The sequence below is a fragment of the Geomicrobium sp. JSM 1781026 genome (genome assembly GCF_041949955.1).
Taxonomy (GTDB): domain Bacteria; phylum Bacillota; class Bacilli; order Bacillales; family Marinococcaceae; genus Geomicrobium_A.
In genome coordinates this window covers 1-20,329 of sequence record NZ_JBHFQF010000008.1, presented here as the reverse complement: position 1 = coordinate 20,329, position 20,329 = coordinate 1, and the positions used below count along the sequence as shown (strand labels likewise).

The 20,329-nt window shown below is 44.6% G+C and carries 21 protein-coding genes; 12 read left to right on the top strand and 9 right to left on the bottom strand.

Translation table 11 applies throughout. From position 1 onward, the window contains the following. The first annotated feature begins 209 nt into the window (after positions 1-209). From ACE1TF_RS14520 to mscL, 4 genes are read left to right on the top strand one after another with little or no spacing between them, the layout of a single operon-like run. Complete coding sequence (locus tag ACE1TF_RS14520; protein WP_042398182.1) at positions 210-446, top strand: hypothetical protein; 237 nt, start codon at positions 210-212, stop codon at positions 444-446. Positions 447-463: 17 nt separating this feature from the next. Continuing rightward, on the top strand, positions 464-1,771 hold the full coding sequence (locus tag ACE1TF_RS14515; RefSeq protein ID WP_042398184.1) for an acetamidase/formamidase family protein: 1,308 nt from the start codon (positions 464-466) through the stop codon (positions 1,769-1,771). Between the two features lie 16 nt (positions 1,772-1,787). Then, a complete protein-coding gene (locus ACE1TF_RS14510; protein WP_304412686.1) occupies positions 1,788-2,204 on the top strand; it encodes a PaaI family thioesterase in 417 nt (138 codons plus the stop codon). A 41-nt stretch (positions 2,205-2,245) separates the two neighbouring features. Continuing rightward, complete coding sequence (mscL, locus tag ACE1TF_RS14505) at positions 2,246-2,728, top strand: large-conductance mechanosensitive channel protein MscL (protein WP_081829042.1); 483 nt, start codon at positions 2,246-2,248, stop codon at positions 2,726-2,728. A gap of 233 nt (positions 2,729-2,961) precedes the next feature. On the opposite strand, the gene ACE1TF_RS14500 is transcribed toward mscL, so the two are convergent. The 7 genes from ACE1TF_RS14500 to ACE1TF_RS14470 form a co-directional block, all read right to left on the bottom strand. After that, the gene (locus ACE1TF_RS14500) at positions 2,962-4,236 is read right to left on the bottom strand and encodes an S-layer homology domain-containing protein (protein WP_375017773.1); all 1,275 of its coding nucleotides are present in this window, start codon (positions 4,234-4,236) and stop codon (positions 2,962-2,964) included. 124 nt (positions 4,237-4,360) lie between these two features. Further along, the gene (locus ACE1TF_RS14495) at positions 4,361-5,812 is read right to left on the bottom strand and encodes an amidase family protein (RefSeq protein ID WP_042398196.1); all 1,452 of its coding nucleotides are present in this window, start codon (positions 5,810-5,812) and stop codon (positions 4,361-4,363) included. After that, positions 5,802-6,779, bottom strand: coding sequence for an ABC transporter ATP-binding protein (locus tag ACE1TF_RS14490; RefSeq protein WP_375017771.1), 978 nt, complete (start codon positions 6,777-6,779; stop codon positions 5,802-5,804). Before ACE1TF_RS14490 ends, ACE1TF_RS14495 begins: the two co-directional genes overlap by 11 nt. Before the next feature lie 90 nt (positions 6,780-6,869). Next, positions 6,870-8,534 carry a peptide ABC transporter substrate-binding protein gene (locus tag ACE1TF_RS14485; protein ID WP_375017769.1) on the bottom strand — a complete coding sequence of 555 codons (1,665 nt, stop codon included), beginning with the start codon at positions 8,532-8,534 and terminating at the stop codon, positions 6,870-6,872. A gap of 16 nt (positions 8,535-8,550) precedes the next feature. Further along, positions 8,551-9,576, bottom strand: coding sequence for an ABC transporter ATP-binding protein (locus tag ACE1TF_RS14480; RefSeq protein WP_042398198.1), 1,026 nt, complete (start codon positions 9,574-9,576; stop codon positions 8,551-8,553). A gap of 4 nt (positions 9,577-9,580) precedes the next feature. After that, positions 9,581-10,525 carry an ABC transporter permease gene (locus ACE1TF_RS14475; protein WP_042398201.1) on the bottom strand — a complete coding sequence of 315 codons (945 nt, stop codon included), beginning with the start codon at positions 10,523-10,525 and terminating at the stop codon, positions 9,581-9,583. A 1-nt stretch (position 10,526) separates the two neighbouring features. Continuing rightward, the gene (locus tag ACE1TF_RS14470) at positions 10,527-11,459 is read right to left on the bottom strand and encodes an ABC transporter permease (protein WP_042398204.1); all 933 of its coding nucleotides are present in this window, start codon (positions 11,457-11,459) and stop codon (positions 10,527-10,529) included. A 280-nt stretch (positions 11,460-11,739) separates the two neighbouring features. On the opposite strand from ACE1TF_RS14470, the gene ACE1TF_RS14465 reads away from it, so the two are divergent. Next, positions 11,740-12,258 carry a type 1 glutamine amidotransferase domain-containing protein gene (locus tag ACE1TF_RS14465; protein WP_042398207.1) on the top strand — a complete coding sequence of 173 codons (519 nt, stop codon included), beginning with the start codon at positions 11,740-11,742 and terminating at the stop codon, positions 12,256-12,258. A gap of 107 nt (positions 12,259-12,365) precedes the next feature. Here ACE1TF_RS14465 and ACE1TF_RS14460 read toward each other — a convergent pair whose 3' ends face one another. Beyond that, complete coding sequence (locus ACE1TF_RS14460; protein WP_375017766.1) at positions 12,366-13,313, bottom strand: MBL fold metallo-hydrolase; 948 nt, start codon at positions 13,311-13,313, stop codon at positions 12,366-12,368. A 78-nt stretch (positions 13,314-13,391) separates the two neighbouring features. Here ACE1TF_RS14460 and ACE1TF_RS14455 point away from each other — a divergent pair, with 78 nt between their 5' ends. Beyond that, positions 13,392-13,985 (top strand): histidine phosphatase family protein, encoded by a 594-nt coding sequence (locus ACE1TF_RS14455; protein WP_375017764.1) that lies wholly within the window; start codon positions 13,392-13,394, stop codon positions 13,983-13,985. Here the strand turns inward: ACE1TF_RS14455 and ACE1TF_RS14450 are convergent. Continuing rightward, positions 13,915-14,997, bottom strand: a complete 1,083-nt coding sequence (locus ACE1TF_RS14450; protein ID WP_375017762.1) for a DUF3500 domain-containing protein — start codon at positions 14,995-14,997, stop codon at positions 13,915-13,917. The genes ACE1TF_RS14455 and ACE1TF_RS14450 overlap by 71 nt on opposite strands. Before the next feature lie 122 nt (positions 14,998-15,119). On the opposite strand from ACE1TF_RS14450, the gene ACE1TF_RS14445 reads away from it, so the two are divergent. The 6 genes from ACE1TF_RS14445 (at position 15,120) to ACE1TF_RS14420 (ending at position 19,498) form a co-directional block, all read left to right on the top strand. Then, positions 15,120-15,959, top strand: a complete 840-nt coding sequence (locus ACE1TF_RS14445) for an aldo/keto reductase (protein WP_375017760.1) — start codon at positions 15,120-15,122, stop codon at positions 15,957-15,959. A gap of 118 nt (positions 15,960-16,077) precedes the next feature. Next, positions 16,078-16,821 (top strand): type I methionyl aminopeptidase, encoded by a 744-nt coding sequence (map, locus tag ACE1TF_RS14440; RefSeq protein ID WP_042398212.1) that lies wholly within the window; start codon positions 16,078-16,080, stop codon positions 16,819-16,821. A 51-nt stretch (positions 16,822-16,872) separates the two neighbouring features. Next, complete coding sequence (locus ACE1TF_RS14435; protein WP_375018100.1) at positions 16,873-17,754, top strand: NAD(P)-dependent oxidoreductase; 882 nt, start codon at positions 16,873-16,875, stop codon at positions 17,752-17,754. A 10-nt stretch (positions 17,755-17,764) separates the two neighbouring features. Beyond that, the gene (locus tag ACE1TF_RS14430; protein WP_042398215.1) at positions 17,765-17,944 is read left to right on the top strand and encodes a hypothetical protein; all 180 of its coding nucleotides are present in this window, start codon (positions 17,765-17,767) and stop codon (positions 17,942-17,944) included. A gap of 48 nt (positions 17,945-17,992) precedes the next feature. Further along, a complete protein-coding gene (locus ACE1TF_RS14425; RefSeq protein WP_042398218.1) occupies positions 17,993-18,709 on the top strand; it encodes a 3-ketoacyl-ACP reductase in 717 nt (238 codons plus the stop codon). 72 nt (positions 18,710-18,781) lie between these two features. Next, complete coding sequence (locus tag ACE1TF_RS14420) at positions 18,782-19,498, top strand: 3-ketoacyl-ACP reductase (protein ID WP_375017758.1); 717 nt, start codon at positions 18,782-18,784, stop codon at positions 19,496-19,498. Positions 19,499-20,329: the final 831 nt, after the last annotated feature.

The window sequence follows — 20,329 nt, the reverse complement described above, 5'->3', positions numbered from 1 at the left end:
TTCCCTCACTGTTTCAACATTTCCCTGTGTGGATCGTTTTTAATCACAATCGTGCAAGGGAAATCACGAGTTTTGTCGAATAGTTTAGTAAGAATCACTCCAGTTGCTTATTTTCACATAATCTTCATGGTTTTTCACCTCAACTTCAGACGAACTTCAGATCGTTCTTGTACAGTGAACGTATAACCTTTAGAAGGGGATGGTTGACCATGAATAAAATGACAACAGGAATGATTACTTCATTACTTGCGCTTAGTTCAGTTACTCAACTCACGTATACCGATTCCGATACAAAAGAAAAGCAAGGTACGACTGTATTCGGATACTACGAGACCGCAACTTCACCCCTTTCCGAAGACATTGAAGGAACGGTTGAGACGATTGATGAAACAGGGCAAGTGCTTCATGTCGAAGATGTGACCAATACGATAGAATACGTAACATAAAACAGGAGGGTTCATTCATGAAGGATACGAATGCGCATCAAACCGTTTATGTCAACACATTCACAAATGGTCTTTTGGATCCGTCGAATGAGATGCTCGGTCCAGTAAAAAGTGGTGGATATATCGTTGCGAACACAGCGCCTGGCTGTTGGGGTCCGATGATTACACCGAGCTTACGTGGTGGGCACGAAGTGACCGAGCCGGTGTACGTAGAAGGAGCGGATGTAGGTGATGCCATTGCGATTCGTATTGTTTCAATTCACCCGACATCAATTGCCACATCTTCTGGGAATGATCAGACAGTTGAGGGGCGATTTTTAGGTGATCCTTTTGTCGCAGCGAAATGTCCTGGCTGTGGTACGGACCACCCAGACACGAAGATTGATGGCATTGGCAATGGGGCGATTCGTTGCGTAGAATGCGGTGAAGATGTCACCCCGTTCACCTTTACGAATGGATATACGATGACGTTTAATGATACAAAAGATATCGGAATTACTGTTAATAAGGAAGTGGCGGAGAGAATTGCACGAGAAGGTGAGCACTATATGGCTAAACCTGAAAATTCCGTTCAAAACCCCGTCGTCACTTTTGCTCCTCATGATATTGTCGGAATGATTGCCAGATTACGACCATTTCTTGGGCAGCTAGGGACCACTCCGTCAAGAGTGTTACCAGATTCACATAATGCGGGTGACTTTGGCAGTTTTCTCGTAGACGCTCCCCACGAATACAGTGTGACGAAGGAACAACTCGAAGAACGTACCGATGGACATCTCGACATAAACCGGTTGCGCGCAGGCGCCACAATTATTTGCCCTGTTAAAGTTCCTGGTGGTGGCGTGTATCTTGGTGACATGCATGCAATGCAAGGGGATGGGGAGATTGCTGGGCATACGACCGATGTTTCAGGCATCGTTACATTACAAGTGGAAGTGATAAAAGGGGTACACACATCTGGCCCCATCCTTCTTCCAGTGGAAGAAGATTTGCCTTATTTGGCAAAACCGATCAATGAAGCCGAGCGGGCGCGTGCCGAAGCGTTAGCGTTGGAGTGGAACATTCCTCAACAGCTCGAAGAGAGTCTGCCCATTTCATTTATCGGTACAGGCGAAGATCTGAATGTGGCTACAGAAAACGGTTTAGCTCGTGCTGCCGAGTTTTTAGGCATTACAGTCCCCGAGGTGATGAACCGAGCGACAGTGAACGGTTCCATTGAAATTGGCCGACACCCAGGGGTCGTCACGGTAACGTTTCTCTACCCGGTTGAGAAACTAGAGCGCACAGGAATTCTCAACTATGTTACGGAGCAGTACACATTATAACAAGGTGGTAATGAAAGTGGGACAAGACTATTTTGAAAATATCGACGGGCGTATTTCGGGCACGATTATTGACCATTTGAATATCGAGTTTATTGAAACCGATCCTGACCGGCTCGTCTTGAAGATGCCAATTACAAAAGCAACGCATCAGCCGGCTGGAATTCTTCACGGCGGGGTGTCAGTCGTTTTGGCCGAAACAGCTGCTTCGGTCGGGACGGCAATCAACATCGACTTGTCAAAAAAAATACCCGTCGGGTTAGAGATTAATGCAAATCATGTTCGCAGTAAGCAGGAAGGGGAAGTGTATGCGACGGCAATTCCTGTACATAAAGGTCGAACAACGATGATTTGGGAAATCAAAATTACCGATGAACAAGATAAACTCATCTGCACATCCCGTTGTACAATGGCAGTGATCGATAAAAAAGAGTAGAATAAACACTGAATCAAATGCTGTGGAGGAAATAGACGTGTATGTGGAAAGAATTTAAAGCTTTTATCGCTCAAGGAAATGTGATTGACTTGGCGGTCGCTGTCGTTATCGGTACCGCATTTCAACAAATTGTTAGCGCACTTGTGGACAATATCATTATGCCACTCGTCGGAGTCATTCTTGGTGGTGTGGACTTTTCGACACTCGTCATCGGTGTTGGAGAAGCACAAGTGGAGTACGGCCTGTTCATTCAAGCGATTGTAGACTTCTTTATTATCGCTATGGCCATCTTTATTTTTGTAAAAGTGGCTACTAAACTTATGAAGAAGCGCGCTAATGAAGAAGAGGAGCCAGCACCAGAAGAACCAACGGCTACTGAGCTGTATCTCAAAGAAATTCGCGATCTTCTCCATGCTGAGCAAGAAGAAAAACAAACATCAACTAAGGATGAGAATGTCGAGCCAGCTAGTTCAGAAGATCACGAGATTGAAACTGCCGAGGAACAACCAAAAGACGAGCGCTGACCAAACGGTCGACGCTCGTTTTTGACATTGGTGTGTGTCATTGGCGTTTGAACTTATTTAAGCTGATTTAATTAGAAACGAGCCATTTTTTAGGTGAAATCTTCAATAGTAAGATTTCCAATTTCGATGATGTGTTTTTCGCACACCTCGTAAACCAACAAAAACCTTCCCATAGACAGTGCTTTAGGAAGGTTTTTACTCGAGTAAGCATCGGTCAGAGAAACAACCTAGCTTTAGCGGTGTTCTTTACTTTGAATAATGGCGTCTGTAGTTTTCCCGCCACGCTCATCTGCGTAAAACGTAAGTGCATAATCTTCTGTTTCATAGTTATAGGCGTACATCCCGCCTTCACTATCTAGCCTCACACCTTCTGAAACTGTGCCGAAATGTTGATTCAATTCAGTAGGAGTCATGCCAATATGTGCTCCGAAAATATCGGTCGTTGGGTTACCGATCCAATAACCATTGACTGTAGGGTTGTTTGCTAGTCCGTCATAGAAATAGCCATTTTGGTCATAGAAGATGTAAGCTCCTCCCATAAACCAATCTTCCACTCGTGGGGTGCCTTTTACCTTTTTTACATCGCTGATCAATGTACCGACCGGCATCATGCCTTCGACGTCACTACCACCATTACCAATAAACGAAAAACTCAACCTACCTTCTTGATAATAGAGTGTGTATTCAATGCCAAACGTATCGTCTGTCGTCACTAAGCGAATGACTGCAATGTCCTCCATCGGTGTGGCATCCAATATGTCGAGATCGTTCGTGAAGGAGAAGTTATCCGGAGATAAGTTCTCAATTGTTTCGGTATAGTGGACATCAAATGTGTTTCGGTCGATTTGCTGAACTCTTGTAATGCCGAGAGCTTCCGTGTATTGAACGCTCAGTGAACGGTCAATAAACGTAGCAAATTGTCCACGGCTCACATTTTCTCGAGGTCGGAAGTTTCCATCACTCGTTCGTGTAATCTCGTGTTGGGAGAGGATTCCGATATTTGCTTGATGGGCTTCGCTTGCTCGGTCAATATCGGTAATTGGTTCCTGATTCCCTCCTTCAACAATGAGCTCTAGTTCAAAAGCTCGCACGAGAACCGAAGCCATTTGTTCCCGAGATATGTCTTGATGAGGTGCGAATATTGTGTTTCCTTCACGACCATTCATAATGCCCGCTTCTTGAACGGCATAAATTGCTGCAGCGTGCGGGTGTTCGTTCGTAACGTCTGCAAAAAGGTTGTCTGGCAGTGTGTTTTGATCTGGTAGATCAAGTTGCAATGCTCTTGCAATAATCACGGCAACGTGACCTCGGCTTATGGACGCTTGAGGTTGGTATGTACCGTCGGAGTATCCATTAATAAATCCGTACTCTGCAACTCTCTCAATTGCTCCATAATGAGTGTGGTTTTCATTCACATCTAAAAACGTCGGGGATTCTGCGGCAATTGTCATTTGTGGCACGAGAGCTAGAGCACTCATTGCCATGGCGGCTGTTACGGTTCTTTTCATCACATTGCTCCTCACATGTAGGTATAAAAGCATATATCTCTATTATGCCATAAGTTCTTATAATTTTCTTTAAATTAATGAACGAAAAACTCTAGACCAATAGAAAGGTCTAGAGATATATGCGTTATGAAAATACAGGTGGCTTACGTAGTCGGGTCGCCTGTTCCAGGCTAGATCCAATTTCAATCAAGGTGCGCTCATGAAATGCTCGTCCTGTAAAGGTTACTCCAAAAGGTTGACCATTTGGCATGAAGCCAGCCGGAATCGCTACGGACGGGAGACCAGCACGAGCGCCAACTGCAAATCCAGTGGCACTAGGGAACAAAATCGCATCCAGGTTGTAGTGTGCGATCGTGTTTTCGATGCTCTCTTCATCATGTAACCCTTCGTTCTTGATTTTTTGTAAGAGCCATTCCCGGTTTGCGAGCTCTTCTTTTCGATCGGTACCGGATAGTAAGCTGTCAAACCCATACGGTTGCTCAGAAGCATGTTCAAAATAATAAGCGAGCAGTTCATCGAAGTTTTGAAAGTTTGTTGGTGGTGTTGCTGTTTGAAAAAATGTAGTGAGTGAATGTTTAATTTCATAACGAAGTAGTGACGGAATCTGCTTATGAATATCGGGAATATCAATGTTTTCAACGATTTCTGCCCCAAGTGATTCAACCGTTTGAACGATGGATTCATAAAGGACATCGTTCACATGAGGGGTCATATCTTCAGGGATGGCTCCTCGGTAGATGCCGATTCGCTTATCTTTCAATCCGTCTTCGTCCAAGTGCTCACTATATTTTGTCGGTGAACCTGGAACGCCGTGCGTCGTCGGATCATCTACGTCCACACCGGCGATCGTGTCGAGAACGATCGCTGCATCGGCAACGGTCCGTGTTAGTGGGCCCGCTACATCTTGTGAATAAGACAGCGGGATGATGCCAGAGCGACTGATGAGACCATACGTAGGTTTAATGGTTACTAGAGCATTTCTAGCTGCTGGATTGAGTAGTGAACCAGACGTTTCTGTACCAATGCTCACAGCGGCGAAATTGCTGGCGATTGCAGCGGCAGAACCAGAAGAACTTCCGCCAACATCAAAAGTATCTGGTCCGTAAGGGGCAAGAACAAGCCCTGCCCGGCTACTAAAGCTGTTTGGCATACCTTCTTTACCGATGCGGTGTGCGAGCTCAGTCATGTTCGCTTTGCCGAGGATGATAGCACCGGCATTGCGAAGCTTTTTAACGAGAAACGCATCATTGGCGGCTTTCCAATCTTTGAGTGCAGTTGTCCCTGCACTTGTAGACAACGCATCGCCGGTTTGGATGTTGTCTTTAACGAGTATAGGAATGCCATGCAATGGACCCGTAAGACCGGATTGTTTGAACTTTTGATCCAACGTTTTTGCAATGGTGAGGGCGTCTGGTGCAATATCAAGCACAGCGTTAATGCACGGTCCATCTTGGTCAAACAGTGCAATTCTCTCCATATAGTACATCGTTAACTTCTGAGCTGTAAGCGTGCCCGCGAGAAAAGCTTCATGAATATCATGGATCGTTGTTTCTTCGTGCCAGTAGTTAGCGAGCATGTGATGTCTCCTCATACAGATGACAAGCGACAAAATGTCCAGGTTTTGCTTCTTGCCACACCGGTTTCATTTGTGAACAGATGTCCATAGCTTCTGGGCAGCGGGTACGGAATACGCAACCGCTTGGTGGATTGACAGGACTCGGTACCTCGCCTTTTACGATAATTCGATCTCGTGTTTGTTCAATAGAAGGGTCAGGTACTGGAATGGCTGATAGCAAGATGTTCGTATACGGGTGCAATGGCTCTCGATATAAATCTTCACTCGTCGTCATTTCCACGAGATTACCAAGATACATCACACCAATTCGGTCACTAATATGTTTAACCATTGCTAAATCATGCGCAATAAACAAATATGTCAGGTTATGCTCTTTTTGCAAGTTTTTCATAAGGTTAACGACTTGGGCTTGGACTGAAACATCCAACGCTGAGATCGGCTCATCAGCGATGATGAATTCAGGATTTACAGCAAGAGAACGTGCGATTCCGATCCGTTGTCGTTGCCCACCACTAAATTCGTGTGGATAACGGCTCGCATGTTCTTTTTGCAGTCCTACTGTTTCTAGTAATTCGTGAATTCTCTTCTCACGTTTTTTGCCCGGGTACAACTTATGGATGTCCATGCCTTCACCGATACACATCGCAACATTCATCCTAGGGTTTAGGGAAGCGTATGGATCTTGAAAGATCATTTGCACCTTTTGATTGAAATCTTTTCGTTTCCGGCCACGGATATGAGCCACTTCTTGACCGTTAAATTGCACATGACCTTCACTGCTGTTGTACAAGTTAATGATTGTTCTTCCGGTCGTTGACTTACCACAACCAGATTCACCGACAAGACCAAATGTCTCTCCTTTATAAATGTCAAAGGAAATGTCATCCACGGCTTTTAGAACTTGATTTTTACCGACGTGAAAATGCTTTTTTAAATTTTTGACTTCCAGTAGTTTTTCCGCTGTCATGTTTTCACCTGCTAACCTAGTCTCTTTGTATCTACAAAACCGACGGAAGGATAAAGCATGGGTGCCCGCATGCGGACACCCTATGAAGGATTAGTCTAAGCTCGCCCATTTTAGTTCTACGAACCCTACAGCATGACGGACAACATCGTTTACTTCAGGTTTATACAAGAACGTATGGTTATAGAAGTACAGAGGTACAATTGGAGCTTCTTCCATAAGAATCGCTTCCGCTTCATAAAGCAATTCAAAACGAGCATCTGGGTCTTCTTCTGTGTAGCTTTCATTGATAAGTGCGTCGTATTCTTCGTTTGAGAAATCGGTCCGGTTCATCGGATTGTTCGTTGTGAATACGTCTAAGAAGTTAATCGGATCATTATAACCACCGAGGAACGAAGAGCGAGAGTATTGTAAGTCCACATTTTGTTGAGCTTCTAGGAATACAGACCACTCACTATTCTCTAGCTCAATATCAATGTCTAAGTTCGTTAACAACATCTCTTGCATCGCTTGAGATACGATACTGTGTTGGTCAGAAGTGTTGTAAGAAAGCGTAACCGTTGGCAACTCGTCATAGCCTTCTTCCGCCATACCTTCTTCCAAAAGTTGTACCGCACGTTCTGGGTCATACGCATAGAAATCTTCAACATGATCACGGTAGTCATCGCCATCGGGCGTTAAGAAGCCGTACGCCACAAACCCGTGAGCAACGTTTTCATTCCCTTGGATAATCTGATCAACAATCACTTGACTATCAATCGCATAGTTAAACGCTTGGCGAATTTTTTTGTTATGGAACGGTTCTTCATTCACATCAAATCGTTGGAACTCGATTCCAGCACGAGGGGCTACGAATGAATCCTCACTATCAACAAGCGTCTCCATCATGTCTGCTGGAATGTCGACAATATCTAATGTGCCATCCTCGTAGAGTTGGTAAGCAGTGGAAGAATCATCGACCATTTCAAACTGCACACCGTCAAGGTTTACACTGTCTGCATCCCAATAGTTTTCATTTTTTTCAAGTACAATTCGAACGTCGTGGTCCCACTCTACCATGTTGAACGGACCGTTTGTTACGATCGTATCGATGCTTCCTGCCCAGTTTGCATCATCTTCAACCGTCTCTTGATGTACAGGGAAAAGTTGTGGCATCGCAGTGATTGAAGGGAAGAAGTCAGTAGGGTTTTCCATTACAACTTCCAACGTTTGTTCGTCAATCGCTGTTACTTGAACGTCTTCTTCGTCACCTTCTCCAGCGTTAAATGCTTCAGCACCGGCAATCCAGTAAGAATGTTGGGCAGCCCCAGACGCTGTGTCAGGGTCAGCTAAACGCTTAAACGAATATTCAAAGTCGTGGGCAGTTACAGGTTCACCGTTTGACCACTCGACCCCGTCGCGAATATAGAATGTATACGTTAATCCATCATCTGATACATCCCAATCTTCTGCCATCGCAGGTTCAGGAACAGCTTCGTCTTGTGCCAGGCGGGTGAGGCCTTCACCTGTGTTGTTGAGGATCGTATAAGAATACTCATCGTTACCAATCGGTGGATCAAGAGACGTTGGCTCTTGACCATTGTTCATGACGAGCACATTGTCGCCAACATCATCAGCGGCATCATCAGCCTCTGATTCGCCATCGTCTGTTGACGTATCGTCTCCGTCAGAATCGGTTTCCTCACCTGAACATGCAGCGAGAAGAAGTACCATGCTGAGAAGCATTGCGAATAGTAAAACAAACCATTTCCTTTTCATACAAATTCCCCCTTAGTTATGTGTGTTGACGACTTGCTTGTATAGAGTGAGCGCGCGCATCTTGCAACCAACAGTGGACATAATGATCATGCCCGAGGTCTGACTCTGGTGGAGCGTGCTCTTTACACACTTTCATGGCATACTCACAACGAAAATAAAACGGACAACCTTCTGGTGGATTCATGAGGTTTGGTGGGGTGCCCGGCACTGGAATTAGCGGCTGGTCTCGGTCACCGTCAAGACGGGGGACCGATTTTAAGATGCCTTCAGTGTATGGATGTTGGTGTTGCTGGAAAACAGTAGCACTCGTCCCGGTCTCAGCAATCTTGCCAGCGTACATGACGCAAATGCGATCGGCAATTTGCGCAACAACCCCTAGATCATGAGTAATAATAATGATCGCAACGCCAGTTTTACGTTGTATTTCTTTGAAAAGATCAATGATCTGTGCTTGGATGGTGACATCCAACGCGGTTGTCGGTTCATCAGCAATGAGGATATCTGGCTTACAAACAAGCGCCATCGCAATCATGAGGCGCTGCCTCATCCCACCGCTAAATTGATGAGGGTGCTGTTTCATTCGTTTTTCTGGGTCAGCAATGCCGACGAGTTGAAGCATTTCAATGGCTTCTTTCGTTGCATCTGCTTTAGAGATCTTTTGGTGTCTCATAAGCCCTTCACGGATTTGCTCACCGACGGTAATGACCGGGTTTAAGGAAGTCATCGGATCTTGAAAAATCATGCCCATTTCGAGTCCACGAAGTTTTTGCATTTCTTTCTCCGACAATGTTGTCAATTCTTTGCCTTTGTATCGAATGCTTCCCTCTTTATATTTGCCTGGAGGTTGTGCGATCAAGCGCATGATGCTCTGCGCGGTGACGCTTTTACCACAGCCTGATTCGCCAACGATAGCAAGTGTTTCGCCCTTTGATAGGGAAAAACTAACGCCTCTAACCGCTTGGACCTCCCCGCGCTTTGTGGAGAAGGAAACGTGTAGGTTGTCTACTTCTAGAAGCAATTCCGGATTCGTTCGATCAGCCATAGTTTCACTTCCTCATCTTAGGGTCGAGTGCATCACGTAATCCGTCACCGAATACGTTAAACGCAAACATCGTTAATGATATAAAGAAGGCCGGGAAAAACAATCGCCACCAATAACCGGTTTGAATGACCCCTAATGCATCATTGGCCATCGTCCCCCAACTTGCTACAGGTGCTTGAACGCCTAAACCTAAAAAGCTAAGAAACGCTTCAGCAAAAATCGCTGATGGAATCGTGAGGGTCATCGAAACGATAATCGGGCCGGACGTATTCGGCAAGAGGTGCTTGCGAATAATCCTTGAGTTGCTACCGCCGAGTACCCTTGATGCAAGGACGTATTCAGATGATTTGAGTTGCAACACTTGCCCTCTGACGAGTCGAGCCATCCCGATCCAGCCAGTAATAGAAAGGGCGACAATAATTGTAAACAATCCAGGACCCATCACAACCATGAGAAGTACAACAACGAGCAAGTACGGTAGCCCGTAAAGCACATCAACAATACGCATCATGACATTGTCTACACGTCCACCGCGGTAGCCTGAAATTCCTCCGTACGTAACACCGATAATAAATTCGATGACGGCAGCGGCGAGTCCAATAAATAAGGACACACGTGCACCGTACCAAACCCGCGTAAACACATCTCGCCCTAGCTCGTCAGTACCGAACCAATACGTGCCATTAGGTGAAGTATTCGATTCCAAAATGGATTGAGAGCGATAAGTATGTTCCGTTAGCCACGGACCAATAATTGCCATAATGGAGAGAAGGATAATGAGAATTAAACCGAGTGTCGCCAGTTTGTTTGAAAATAACCGTCCCATTACATCTCGCCAATAACTATCGCCTTTTTGCTGCCTAGTATCGACCTGTTGTTCTTTCGGAAGAGGAACAAACAAGTCATCAGGAACGCGAGAAGGGCTTGTTTCCTTACGCTTTGATTCCATGTTATTCCTCCTTCTTATGAAGTTGTATTCTTGGGTCGATAATGCCGTAAACAACATCAACGATAAACATCATGACGATAAAAATCGTACTGTAAATAATCGTTGTCGCCATAATCATCGGATAATCTCGGTTCGTAATGCTGTCGACAAAATATTGACCTACGCCCGGAATTGCAAAAATTCTTTCAACTACAAAACTTCCTGTGAAAATACTCGCTACAAGTACACCAAGAATGGTGATGACGGGAAGTAAAGCATTCCTTAACGCATGCTTTACGACGATTTGCCAAGCAGATAAGCCCTTCGCCTTTGCCGTACGAATGTAATCTTCGGTTAACACTTCGAGCATATTGGAACGAGTCATCCGGGCAATAATGGCCATCGGTCCAGAAGAAAGTGCAAGTGCGGGTAAAATCATATGCCGCCACGTACCCCACTGAGCGGTTGGAAAGAAGTCAAATTGTGTGCTTATGTACTGGATGAATAACATAGCTTGAATAAAGTTCGGAATTGATATTCCAATAATTGCAATAAACATGGTTGCATAATCTATCATTCGGTTGTGTCGAAGCGCAGCGAGAACACCAAGAATGATGCCTGAAATCACCGCAAACATTAACGTCACAAACCCGAGCTGCAACGATGCAGGAAAACCGCTAATGAGCATATCGTTGACTTCTCTTGAACGCGTGACCATCGACGGTCCGAAATCAAACGTGACGGCGTTCGTTAAGTACGTAAAGTATTGCATAATCACGGGTTGGTCTAAGTTATAATGTGCCATCATATTCTCACGAGCTTGTTCCGACATGCCGACATCATCAACATCTAGTGGGCTGCCGGGTGCTAGTTGCATCAGAACAAAAGTAATTGTAATGATGACCCATAATGTCACGAGTAGCCAAAGAAAGCGCTTTCCTATAAATTGAAGCAAGTCATTGTTTCCTCCTTTCTCGTCATGGAGTGTGTTTTTAATGAGAATATTGAGAAAATGGCGTCTTGATAGTATTACAATAATGGAAGTAGACGCCCAAGTCAATTCATTTTCAGTGAATATTGCTAACTTTCATGATAGATTTGCTATCCATGTATAATGAAACGTTATCAATTTACTTTTGATAAATCAATTGTTTAAGAGTTGTATGTTCAGGGAAGGACATGACTAATAAGGCAGTAGCCTTTAACCGATCATGCATAGAAAGGTTGATTATACAATGGCAAAGAAAGTAGCAGTACTCATCACAGATCTTTTTGAAGACAGTGAGTTTACAGATCCAGCCAAAAACCTTGAACAAGCAGGACATGAAATTGTAACGATAGAGAAAAAAGCAGGCAATGAAGTGACTGGCAAGAAAGATGGAACGAAAGTGACAATCGACAAAGGCATTGACGACGTTTCGCCAGAGCAATTTGATGCGTTGCTCTTACCTGGAGGATTTTCACCAGACATCTTGCGTGGCGATGACCGTTTTGTTGATTTTACGAAAGCATTCGCAGATGCAGGAAAACCGATTATGGCCATTTGCCACGGTCCACAACTGCTCATTAATGCAGACGTATTAAAAGGAAGAACTGTAACTGGTGTGAAACCGATCGTACCGGACTTAAAAAATGCAGGCGCAAACTTTAAAGATGAAGAAGTTGTCGTTTGCCAAGGAAATCTTGTCACGAGTCGAACACCAGATGATTTACCCGCATTTAACCGGGAGTCATTAAAAGTGCTCGAATCTTAAATAATAAATGCCCTGCCCCCTGAATAACAGGCGGCAGGGCATTTGCATTTCGAAAGTAAAAACTTTCAGCCTAGCTAAAGCCGATACGTTGACAAGCTTTGAATTGATTAACGGGCAGAGTACATGTACACACCGTGCTTATACTCCTTATCAACCATGTGCAATTGCTCCATATAATCCAAATGACCAATGATTTCTGACATGACGAGGGGGAATTGGCTCTTGTAACGCTTCTCGTACATTTGCTTTGCCACGTCACTAGCTGTTTGTTGTGATGTGTAAAGCAAATCGCGAATGGCGTCAGTTTTTCTTTTGACCCCTTCAAGCCGTTCGTGAATGAGCGCTTTAGGGTCAGTGATTACTGAACCATGACCGGGATGAACCGTATTCACATTGGTGTTTGCAATTTTTTGCAATGACTGCACGTGTTGACTGAGTGCTTGGATCCGTTCTCCATCCTCGTTTGGTTCAACAATCGCATTACTGGATATATGGCCAATGAGCAAATCACCACTGATGAGCAAATCGCGATATTGAAAGGCAATCTGATCGGGTGCATGACCTGGCACTTCTAACACCTCAAATCCAAAAAGTGATTGCTCCACATCCACATACGTCAATTCCCCGTCAATGGCTTTACCGGCATTTGCATCTAATGACGCGAGCAGATGTTGAATTTGCTCCTTGCCAACGTCACCACAACCAGATTCACGATAGAGTTGTTCATAGAAAGCGATGCGCATGTCCATAAAGCTCGGCTCACGCCGCAATCGAGATGTAGACTTTTCATGGACATATAAAGGAATTTCCACTTTGTCTCTAATGCTATTTACGAGTCCGACATGATCAGGGTGGTGGTGAGTAAGTAGAATTGCACTCAAATCCGTAACTTCGTGTCCTAAGTGATGTAATTCACTTTGCAAATCATCCCAACATGTTTCTGTAGGATAGCCCGCATCGAGCAGTAAAAGATCCCGATCCGTCTCAATGATGTAAAAGTTAATGCTTTTTAATGAAGACTTGGTTGTTGAATAGATCGGGTGTATCAAAATCAAAAGAAGTTCCTCCTTGCAATCAATGAAAGCGAAATATACAGTATATTCTATCATGAATATCGCTATGGAGGCATAGAAATGGATCAGACAATCTACCTTGTTCGTCATGCGCATGCTAATTATCAAGCCGATGAACGAACGCGTGAATTATCGGAAAGAGGAATGAAAGAGCGCCAGCTCCTCGATGATTATTTTGAAGGGATTTCAATTACAGCGATTGTGTCTAGCCCTTACCGAAGAGCGGTTCAAACGGTTGAAACTGTTGCGGAAAAGAAAGGGTTGCCGATTACTTACGATGAGCGGTTTCGAGAACGTCTCATCAGAAAAGGCTATATTGAAAATTTTACTGAAGTAGTCAAGCAGATGTGGGCAGAACCATCATTCTCATTTCCTGACGGTGAATCCAATAAAGTAGGCACAAGTCGTATTGTTGATGGTTTTTTTGCACACGCACAAACGGGTTCGACACTCATTTCAACACACGGAAACATTCTCACCCTGTTGCTCTATTCTTTCGATCGGGCATACAATTACCGACATTGGCTGAACATGCCAATGCCGGCATTGTATCGTTTAGACAAAGCTGAAGGTGCTTGGACGATTAGTCCACAAATGCTCCACCATAGTCAAACTGTTTATCCCGCCAAACCGTGTGGAAATGAGAATCGCTAGCGTTAGAAGCTCCTTCTTTTGCAGACCATTCTAGCCATACTCTTGGACCATCAATTCTTGCGTAAGCACTAGGTTCATTCATGTCAGAGTGACCAGACCAAGCAATAGTTGTTTCATTAAGCGCATCTTCCTCGAGGTAAGCATGTACGGTTTCGCTTTCAGGAGAAGCAGCTGTCCAAGTAGTCACTACGTCTTTAAAGAGTTCCTGCTGCTGAGCGGAAAGCGCGCTGTATGCGATTCCCATTTTTTCTGGGAAGCTGTTGTCTTTCTCTGGACCTAGAACAATATCTTCATGTAGCTCTCCGAGTTTTGCCGCATCGATTTGCTCCTCACTTAAAGAATCAAATAACGTCTGTAAGCTGTTTTTTTCATCGTGAAGGGGTTCATAAGTTTCCCCATCCCACCACGTAAACTGACCGGGTTCTACCCCGAGAAATTGAGGGGTAACATGAGCGACGTTCTCGTGAATAACGATGTTTTTTGCAAGATGATGACCGCTAAATTGAAGCATCCAAACATCATCATCAGAAGGGGTTCCATGTATGGAAATCGAATAAAGCCCGGCACCGAGAGTATCATCGGTATTGTCGGTGTGCAAAAACGCATCGGCTTTCATTACGTCTGTAAGCTGTTTGTACCCGTCTTCACTTTGTGTGGAACGAATGAGCTGTAATGCGGCACGAATATTTTCTGCATTTAGCTCTTCAAAAGAAGCGCCATTTCTCGTTTGTTCATGAATAGGGGCATTATCCCAATTCATCGCTGTCTCTTCCTTGAAATCAAGCTGAACACGATGCTGGTCTTCAAGTGAGAGGGTTGAAAGAAAAGCCTTAGCTGCTTTTGATGGGGAATCAGGAACAGGTTGTTCAAAAGAACCGTCAATCATTTCGATCAATTGTGCGGTTTCTTCTGATTGTGCCTTATGTATGGAAACGCCATTGTCGTCATTGTCGTGTGTTGTGACAATTGTGGTGAGTAATAGAGTAGCGGTGAACAAGATCGGTTTAAACATGACCATGCCTCCTAAAAGATTTAATGTTAGTATTTCCAAAAATTGAGAACAACATGCTTGGAATCTAAAGGCGAAGAAAGATATAATGAAAAGTATATCGATGATTAGAGGAGGGTTGATTAATGTCGAATGAATCAATGAAAGATGTTGTTCGTTTTCATAACGGCGTCATGATGCCGCAGCACGGTTTTGGGGTTTATCTCATTAATGAACCTTCGGAGGCAGAGACCGCGATTACAACAGCCATTGATGCTGGGTACCGATCTTTTGATACGGCTCAACTCTATGAGAATGAACGGCTAATTGCTGAGCAACTAAGAGGAACATCACCGTCTATACACGACTTATTTATGACAACGAAAATTCACAATGACCATCAAGGGTATGACAACACGCTCCAGTCGTTTGAACGTTCGATGAATGAGATGCAGCTGGATCGTTTAGATCTTTTACTCGTGCATTGGCCGAGTAGACAGCATCTGTTCGATACGTGGAAAGCACTAGAGCGATTGTATGATGAAGGTACAGTAAGAGCCATTGGCGTATGCAACTATCAAGTTGATCACTTGGAACGGTTAGCTACGAAAGCAAACGTCAAACCGATGATTAACCAAGTGGAATGCCACCCATACTTGACGCAATACGCACTAAAAGATTACATGGATGAGCAAGATATTGTGTTTGAAGCGTGGAGTCCAATCGGACGGGGAATTGTCCTTGAAGATCCCGTTCTTCAAGAGATTGCAAAGAATCACAATAAATCCGCCGCACAAGTGGCATTACGCTGGCATTTGCAACAAGACTCGGTCATCATTCCGAAATCAGTGACGCCAACACGAATTTATGAAAATACGAACATTTACGACTTTCAATTAACAGAACAAGACATGCATCGCATCGATGCACTAAATCAAGATGCGAGAAGAGGACCGGACCCTGACGAAGTGTACGAGAGAATCTAAATCGAATACAAAAGATTCATCGTTGGTGACATGTGTATCGTTTGTAATCGCATCAGTTGTTTGCAAATGAACGGATAGGATACAATAGTCCACAGCGATGAATAAAGGAGACCGGTCGATGATTGCGACATCTAAGAAAGATATACACGGACTAAAAGAAGCAGGGAAAGTCATCTCAGAAATTAGAGATGAAATGATTGCCCACACTAAACCAGGCATCACGACAAAACAGTTAGATGAAATAGCCGAGCGAATGTTCAAAAAGTACGGTGCCATTTCTGCACCGATCAGTACGTACAACTTCCCAGGCTACACGTGCATCTGTGTAAATGAAGAAGTGGCTCATGGCATTCCTGGTGATCGAGTCATCCAAGACGGAGAGCTCGTAAATATCGACGTGTCCGGAGCGTATAACGACTATTGGGTGGATACTGGAAAGTCATTGATTGCTGGGGAGACGAAGAGTGAAGAGTTGGAACAGCTGCTGAAGGCGACGGATGTTGTATTTGATGCGGGTCTTCAGAAGTTTAAAGCTGGAGCGAAAATGAACGGTGTAGGTCGCGCTGTTCACCGTACAGCAAAAAAACTTGGGTATACAGTGATCAAAAACCTCACGGGTCACGGTGTAGGTTCTTCCTTGCGCGATGAACCTGATCATATTTTTAACTACTATATACCGTGGGATAAAGAAGTTTTCACGAATGGTTCTGTTATCGCTTATGAACCGTTTGTATCGACTAAGGCTGAAGAGATCTATGAAAAAGACGATGGATGGACGTTGCTTACAAAAGAACGAGGATACGTCGCTCAAAAAGAACATACGATTATCGTTACACAAGATGAACCGATCATTGTCACGTAAGGAAGCGCGCCCGGGTTCGGGCGCGCTCAACAACGCAATCGTCGTAATCTACTGAATAATCGGAGGGGTAGCATGAAGAAGGTTGGATTTATCGGAATCGGTGTGATGGGTAAAAGCATGACAAAACACTTGATGGATGCGGGTTTTGACGTAAGTGTTTACACTCGGACGCCGTCAAAAGCAGACGAGCTCGTTAATGGTGGTGCAACTTGGAAAGATTCTGTCCAAGCACTGGCCCAAGATGTTGATGTTGTCATTACGATGATTGGGTACCCTAAAGATGTCGAAGATATTTATTTTGGCACAGAAGGGTTGTTGAATTCAGCTAATGCACACACAACGTTCATTGATATGACTACCTCCAAACCATCATTAGCTGTTAAAATTGAAAAAGCGGCAAAGGAGCGAGGGTGTGCTGCTCTGGATGCACCTGTATCTGGTGGTGACGTGGGTGCGAGAAATGGCGCACTTACAATTATGGTCGGTGGCGATGAAGACGTGTATGACGCTTCTCTTCCTCTCTTTGAAGTGATGGGCAGCAACATTCAACGACACGGTCCGGCAGGGAGCGGCCAACATGCGAAAATGTGCAACCAAATTGCGGTTGCTGCAAGTATGATTGGTGCGGCTGAAGCGCTTGGTTATGCAAAGCAAGCAGGTCTGGATGAACAAAAGGTACTTTCCACCATCTCTTCGGGGGCTGGTGGCAGTTGGACGCTAAACAACCTAGCCCCACGAATGCTGAATGGAGATTTTGAGCCTGGCTTTTATGTGAAGCATTTCATTAAAGATATGGACGTAGCACTTGAAGAGCTAGAGTCCATGGACCATGACTTACCGGGACTTCGACTTGCGAAGCGTCTCTATGACGAGCTCGCTTTGAAAGGGGAAGAAAACAGCGGTACACAAGCTGTGTACAAGCTATGGCAATAAGGAGAACAAAATGAAAGAGATTTTTAAAGATAAAACGGTACTACTGCCATTTATAACAGCCGTGATGTTGACGATTGTCTCAGCAGTCATCATGTATTTCGGAAGCCTATTGTGGATTATCTTCTTCAGTTTGGCGCAAATCAATCTATTTCTCGGCATGTACCGAATCATGAAGCACGTACAATCATAAAAGGCTTGCGAACTCCGCAAGCCTTTTCATTTTAAGGAGGAGAGTTTCATGCAAAGCTTACAAGGAAGAAAAGCACTCATCACAGGAGCAGGTTCAGGGATTGGGCAAGCCGTTGCAAAACGGCTTGCTGAAGAAGGGGTTCACGTTGTTCTAGTTGGACGAACAGAGGACAAGCTGCTTAAAACCGCTTCTTTGCTCGAAACTTATGAAGTGAACGTTGTAACAGAAGTCATGGATGTTGGCGAAGCAACGTCCGTTGAAGCCGCTGTTGCTCGCATTAAAGCAAGCATTGGCGACGTCGATATTCTCATTAACAATGCAGGCGCAGGAAAATCATCCCCGTTTCTTGAACTGACCGAGTCAGATTGGGAAGACATTTTAAATGTTAATGTGAAAGGTGTATTCCGGGTAACACAAGCGGTACTGCCAGGCATGATTGAGAAGAACCGTGGGGACATTGTCAACATTGCGTCAACGTCTGGTCTACGGGGAACGAAAGGATCAAGTGTATACAGTGCATCTAAATTCGCATTAAGAGGGTTGTCAGAAGCGTTAATGCAAGAGATGCGTCCACACAACATTCGTGTACAAACGATCAATCCGAGTAAAGTCATTACTGGATTTGGCGGCAGTGAGCCTGAGGAAAATACAGAGGACGCATTTATGCAAGCCGAAGATGTAGCCGATGTGATTGTTACTCAGCTCATGTTACATCCTCGCATGTTCGTGAAACAATCCGAGCTATGGGCAACGAACCCACGGTAAGCATGATTTTAGACAAAACCGCCAAAACTAGGGTACACTGTGGTTCGCAAGAAATACAAAGGGGTTGAAACAATGCAAACATTAACGAATAAAACAGCAGTGATTACAGGGGCAGGACGAGGCATTGGCCGTGCAACTGCGATTGCTTTTGCAAAAGAAGGCATCCATGTAGGGTTAATTGGGCGCTCTCTTGAAAACTTAGAAAAAACGGCTGAAGAACTAAAGCAATACGACGTTAACGTTTCTGCCGCCTCAGCCGATGTGAGTGACCTAAACGCAATGGAAGAAGCCTTTTCGCACATTAAAAATGATCTCGGGACGATTGATATTCTTATTAATAATGCTGGAATTGGAAAGTTTGGTGGCTTTTTAGACCTTACTCCAGAAGAATGGCAAGAGATCATTGACGTGAACTTGAAAGGTGTATACAATGCGACGCGCATTGTGCTTCCAGATATGATCGAGAAACAAGCAGGAGACATCATCAACATTTCCTCAACAGCAGGTACGAAAGGTGCACCAGCGACGAGTGCGTATAGCGCCTCTAAGTATGCAGTCATGGGACTCACCGAATCACTCATGCTCGAAGTGCGAAAGCATAACGTTCGTGTATCCGCGCTCACACCGAGTACAGTTGCTACTGACTTAGCCATAGAAAACAATCTTACCGATGGGAATCCAGAAAAAGCGATGCAGCCAGAGGACTTAGCGGAGCTAATTACTGCGCAGTTGAAATTGCACCCAAGAGTATTTGTGAAAACAGCAGGGTTATGGGCAACCAACCCGTAAAGAAAGAGCCCCATCAAAGGAGCGGATGTCTCATAGTAGACATCCGCTTTTTTAATTACGCAACGGGGTAGAGGTGGAGACATTTTTCGCTATCGTTCGGGTTCTTGGACCGGAATATTAGGGATCTGGAGATTTATTCTTTTCTGACTCCTGCTTACGGTGTTGGATTTACACGGAGGAGAGCGTGTAGAAGTTCTCTACCGATCTTGGAGTAGCGTTTGTTCAGAAATACTTCTCTATAAGTGGAACGAAAGAAATTCACTGAATCGGATGACCGAGATCGGTCTTTGCAGGCAAACGCCTACCTATTGACTGTTGAAGTGCATATCACTTTGACAACTTCGTTGTTCGTCACTTCAAGGGTTGCGGGCAACACGAAAAACGTTTACCGAAGGGTAAAAGGTCGTGACCGAGGCTCACCACCTCGCACAAGCATGTGATGGCTGGTCAAGTATGTGACAATTCAGCCATCATACTGGGCACTTTCGGCACGCAACTGTCACAAATCGCAATATTTGTGACAGTTGACACTGTTTATGTGCGCATTCACGTTTAAAAACATGATTTTTCTTTCTCAAATGTCACTTAAATGAATATATGGGGCATTTGGACTTCTTTCCACACACCGTAGCCAGGAGGCAGCACCGAACCGATGTCGCCCTTATCGTCTGGACTACATAGAAAACACGGCGGGAGATTTTTGAGGTGCTGCACCCCAAAAGTTAGAGCTAAAACTAACGTTTGGGGTGTTCCTATGACTAAATATAGTGATGATTTAAAAGCGCGTGTCGTCCGAGAGTATCTAGAAGGCGTCGACGGATATAAACCTTT

Coding starts and splice junctions, on each gene's coding strand:
- ACE1TF_RS14455 (WP_375017764.1), top strand. CDS start 13,392: ATGGATCAGACAATCTACCTTGTTCGTCATGCGCATGCTAATTATCAA.
- ACE1TF_RS14495 (WP_042398196.1), bottom strand. CDS start 5,812: ATGCTCGCTAACTACTGGCACGAAGAAACAACGATCCATGATATTCAT.
- ACE1TF_RS14430 (WP_042398215.1), top strand. CDS start 17,765: ATGAAAGAGATTTTTAAAGATAAAACGGTACTACTGCCATTTATAACA.
- ACE1TF_RS14450 (WP_375017762.1), bottom strand. CDS start 14,997: ATGTTTAAACCGATCTTGTTCACCGCTACTCTATTACTCACCACAATT.
- mscL (WP_081829042.1), top strand. CDS start 2,246: ATGTGGAAAGAATTTAAAGCTTTTATCGCTCAAGGAAATGTGATTGAC.
- ACE1TF_RS14500 (WP_375017773.1), bottom strand. CDS start 4,236: ATGAAAAGAACCGTAACAGCCGCCATGGCAATGAGTGCTCTAGCTCTC.
- ACE1TF_RS14490 (WP_375017771.1), bottom strand. CDS start 6,779: ATGACAGCGGAAAAACTACTGGAAGTCAAAAATTTAAAAAAGCATTTT.
- ACE1TF_RS14520 (WP_042398182.1), top strand. CDS start 210: ATGAATAAAATGACAACAGGAATGATTACTTCATTACTTGCGCTTAGT.
- ACE1TF_RS14475 (WP_042398201.1), bottom strand. CDS start 10,525: ATGGAATCAAAGCGTAAGGAAACAAGCCCTTCTCGCGTTCCTGATGAC.
- map (WP_042398212.1), top strand. CDS start 16,078: ATGATTGCGACATCTAAGAAAGATATACACGGACTAAAAGAAGCAGGG.
- ACE1TF_RS14480 (WP_042398198.1), bottom strand. CDS start 9,576: ATGGCTGATCGAACGAATCCGGAATTGCTTCTAGAAGTAGACAACCTA.
- ACE1TF_RS14485 (WP_375017769.1), bottom strand. CDS start 8,534: ATGAAAAGGAAATGGTTTGTTTTACTATTCGCAATGCTTCTCAGCATG.
- ACE1TF_RS14515 (WP_042398184.1), top strand. CDS start 464: ATGAAGGATACGAATGCGCATCAAACCGTTTATGTCAACACATTCACA.
- ACE1TF_RS14465 (WP_042398207.1), top strand. CDS start 11,740: ATGGCAAAGAAAGTAGCAGTACTCATCACAGATCTTTTTGAAGACAGT.
- ACE1TF_RS14420 (WP_375017758.1), top strand. CDS start 18,782: ATGCAAACATTAACGAATAAAACAGCAGTGATTACAGGGGCAGGACGA.
- ACE1TF_RS14445 (WP_375017760.1), top strand. CDS start 15,120: ATGTCGAATGAATCAATGAAAGATGTTGTTCGTTTTCATAACGGCGTC.
- ACE1TF_RS14425 (WP_042398218.1), top strand. CDS start 17,993: ATGCAAAGCTTACAAGGAAGAAAAGCACTCATCACAGGAGCAGGTTCA.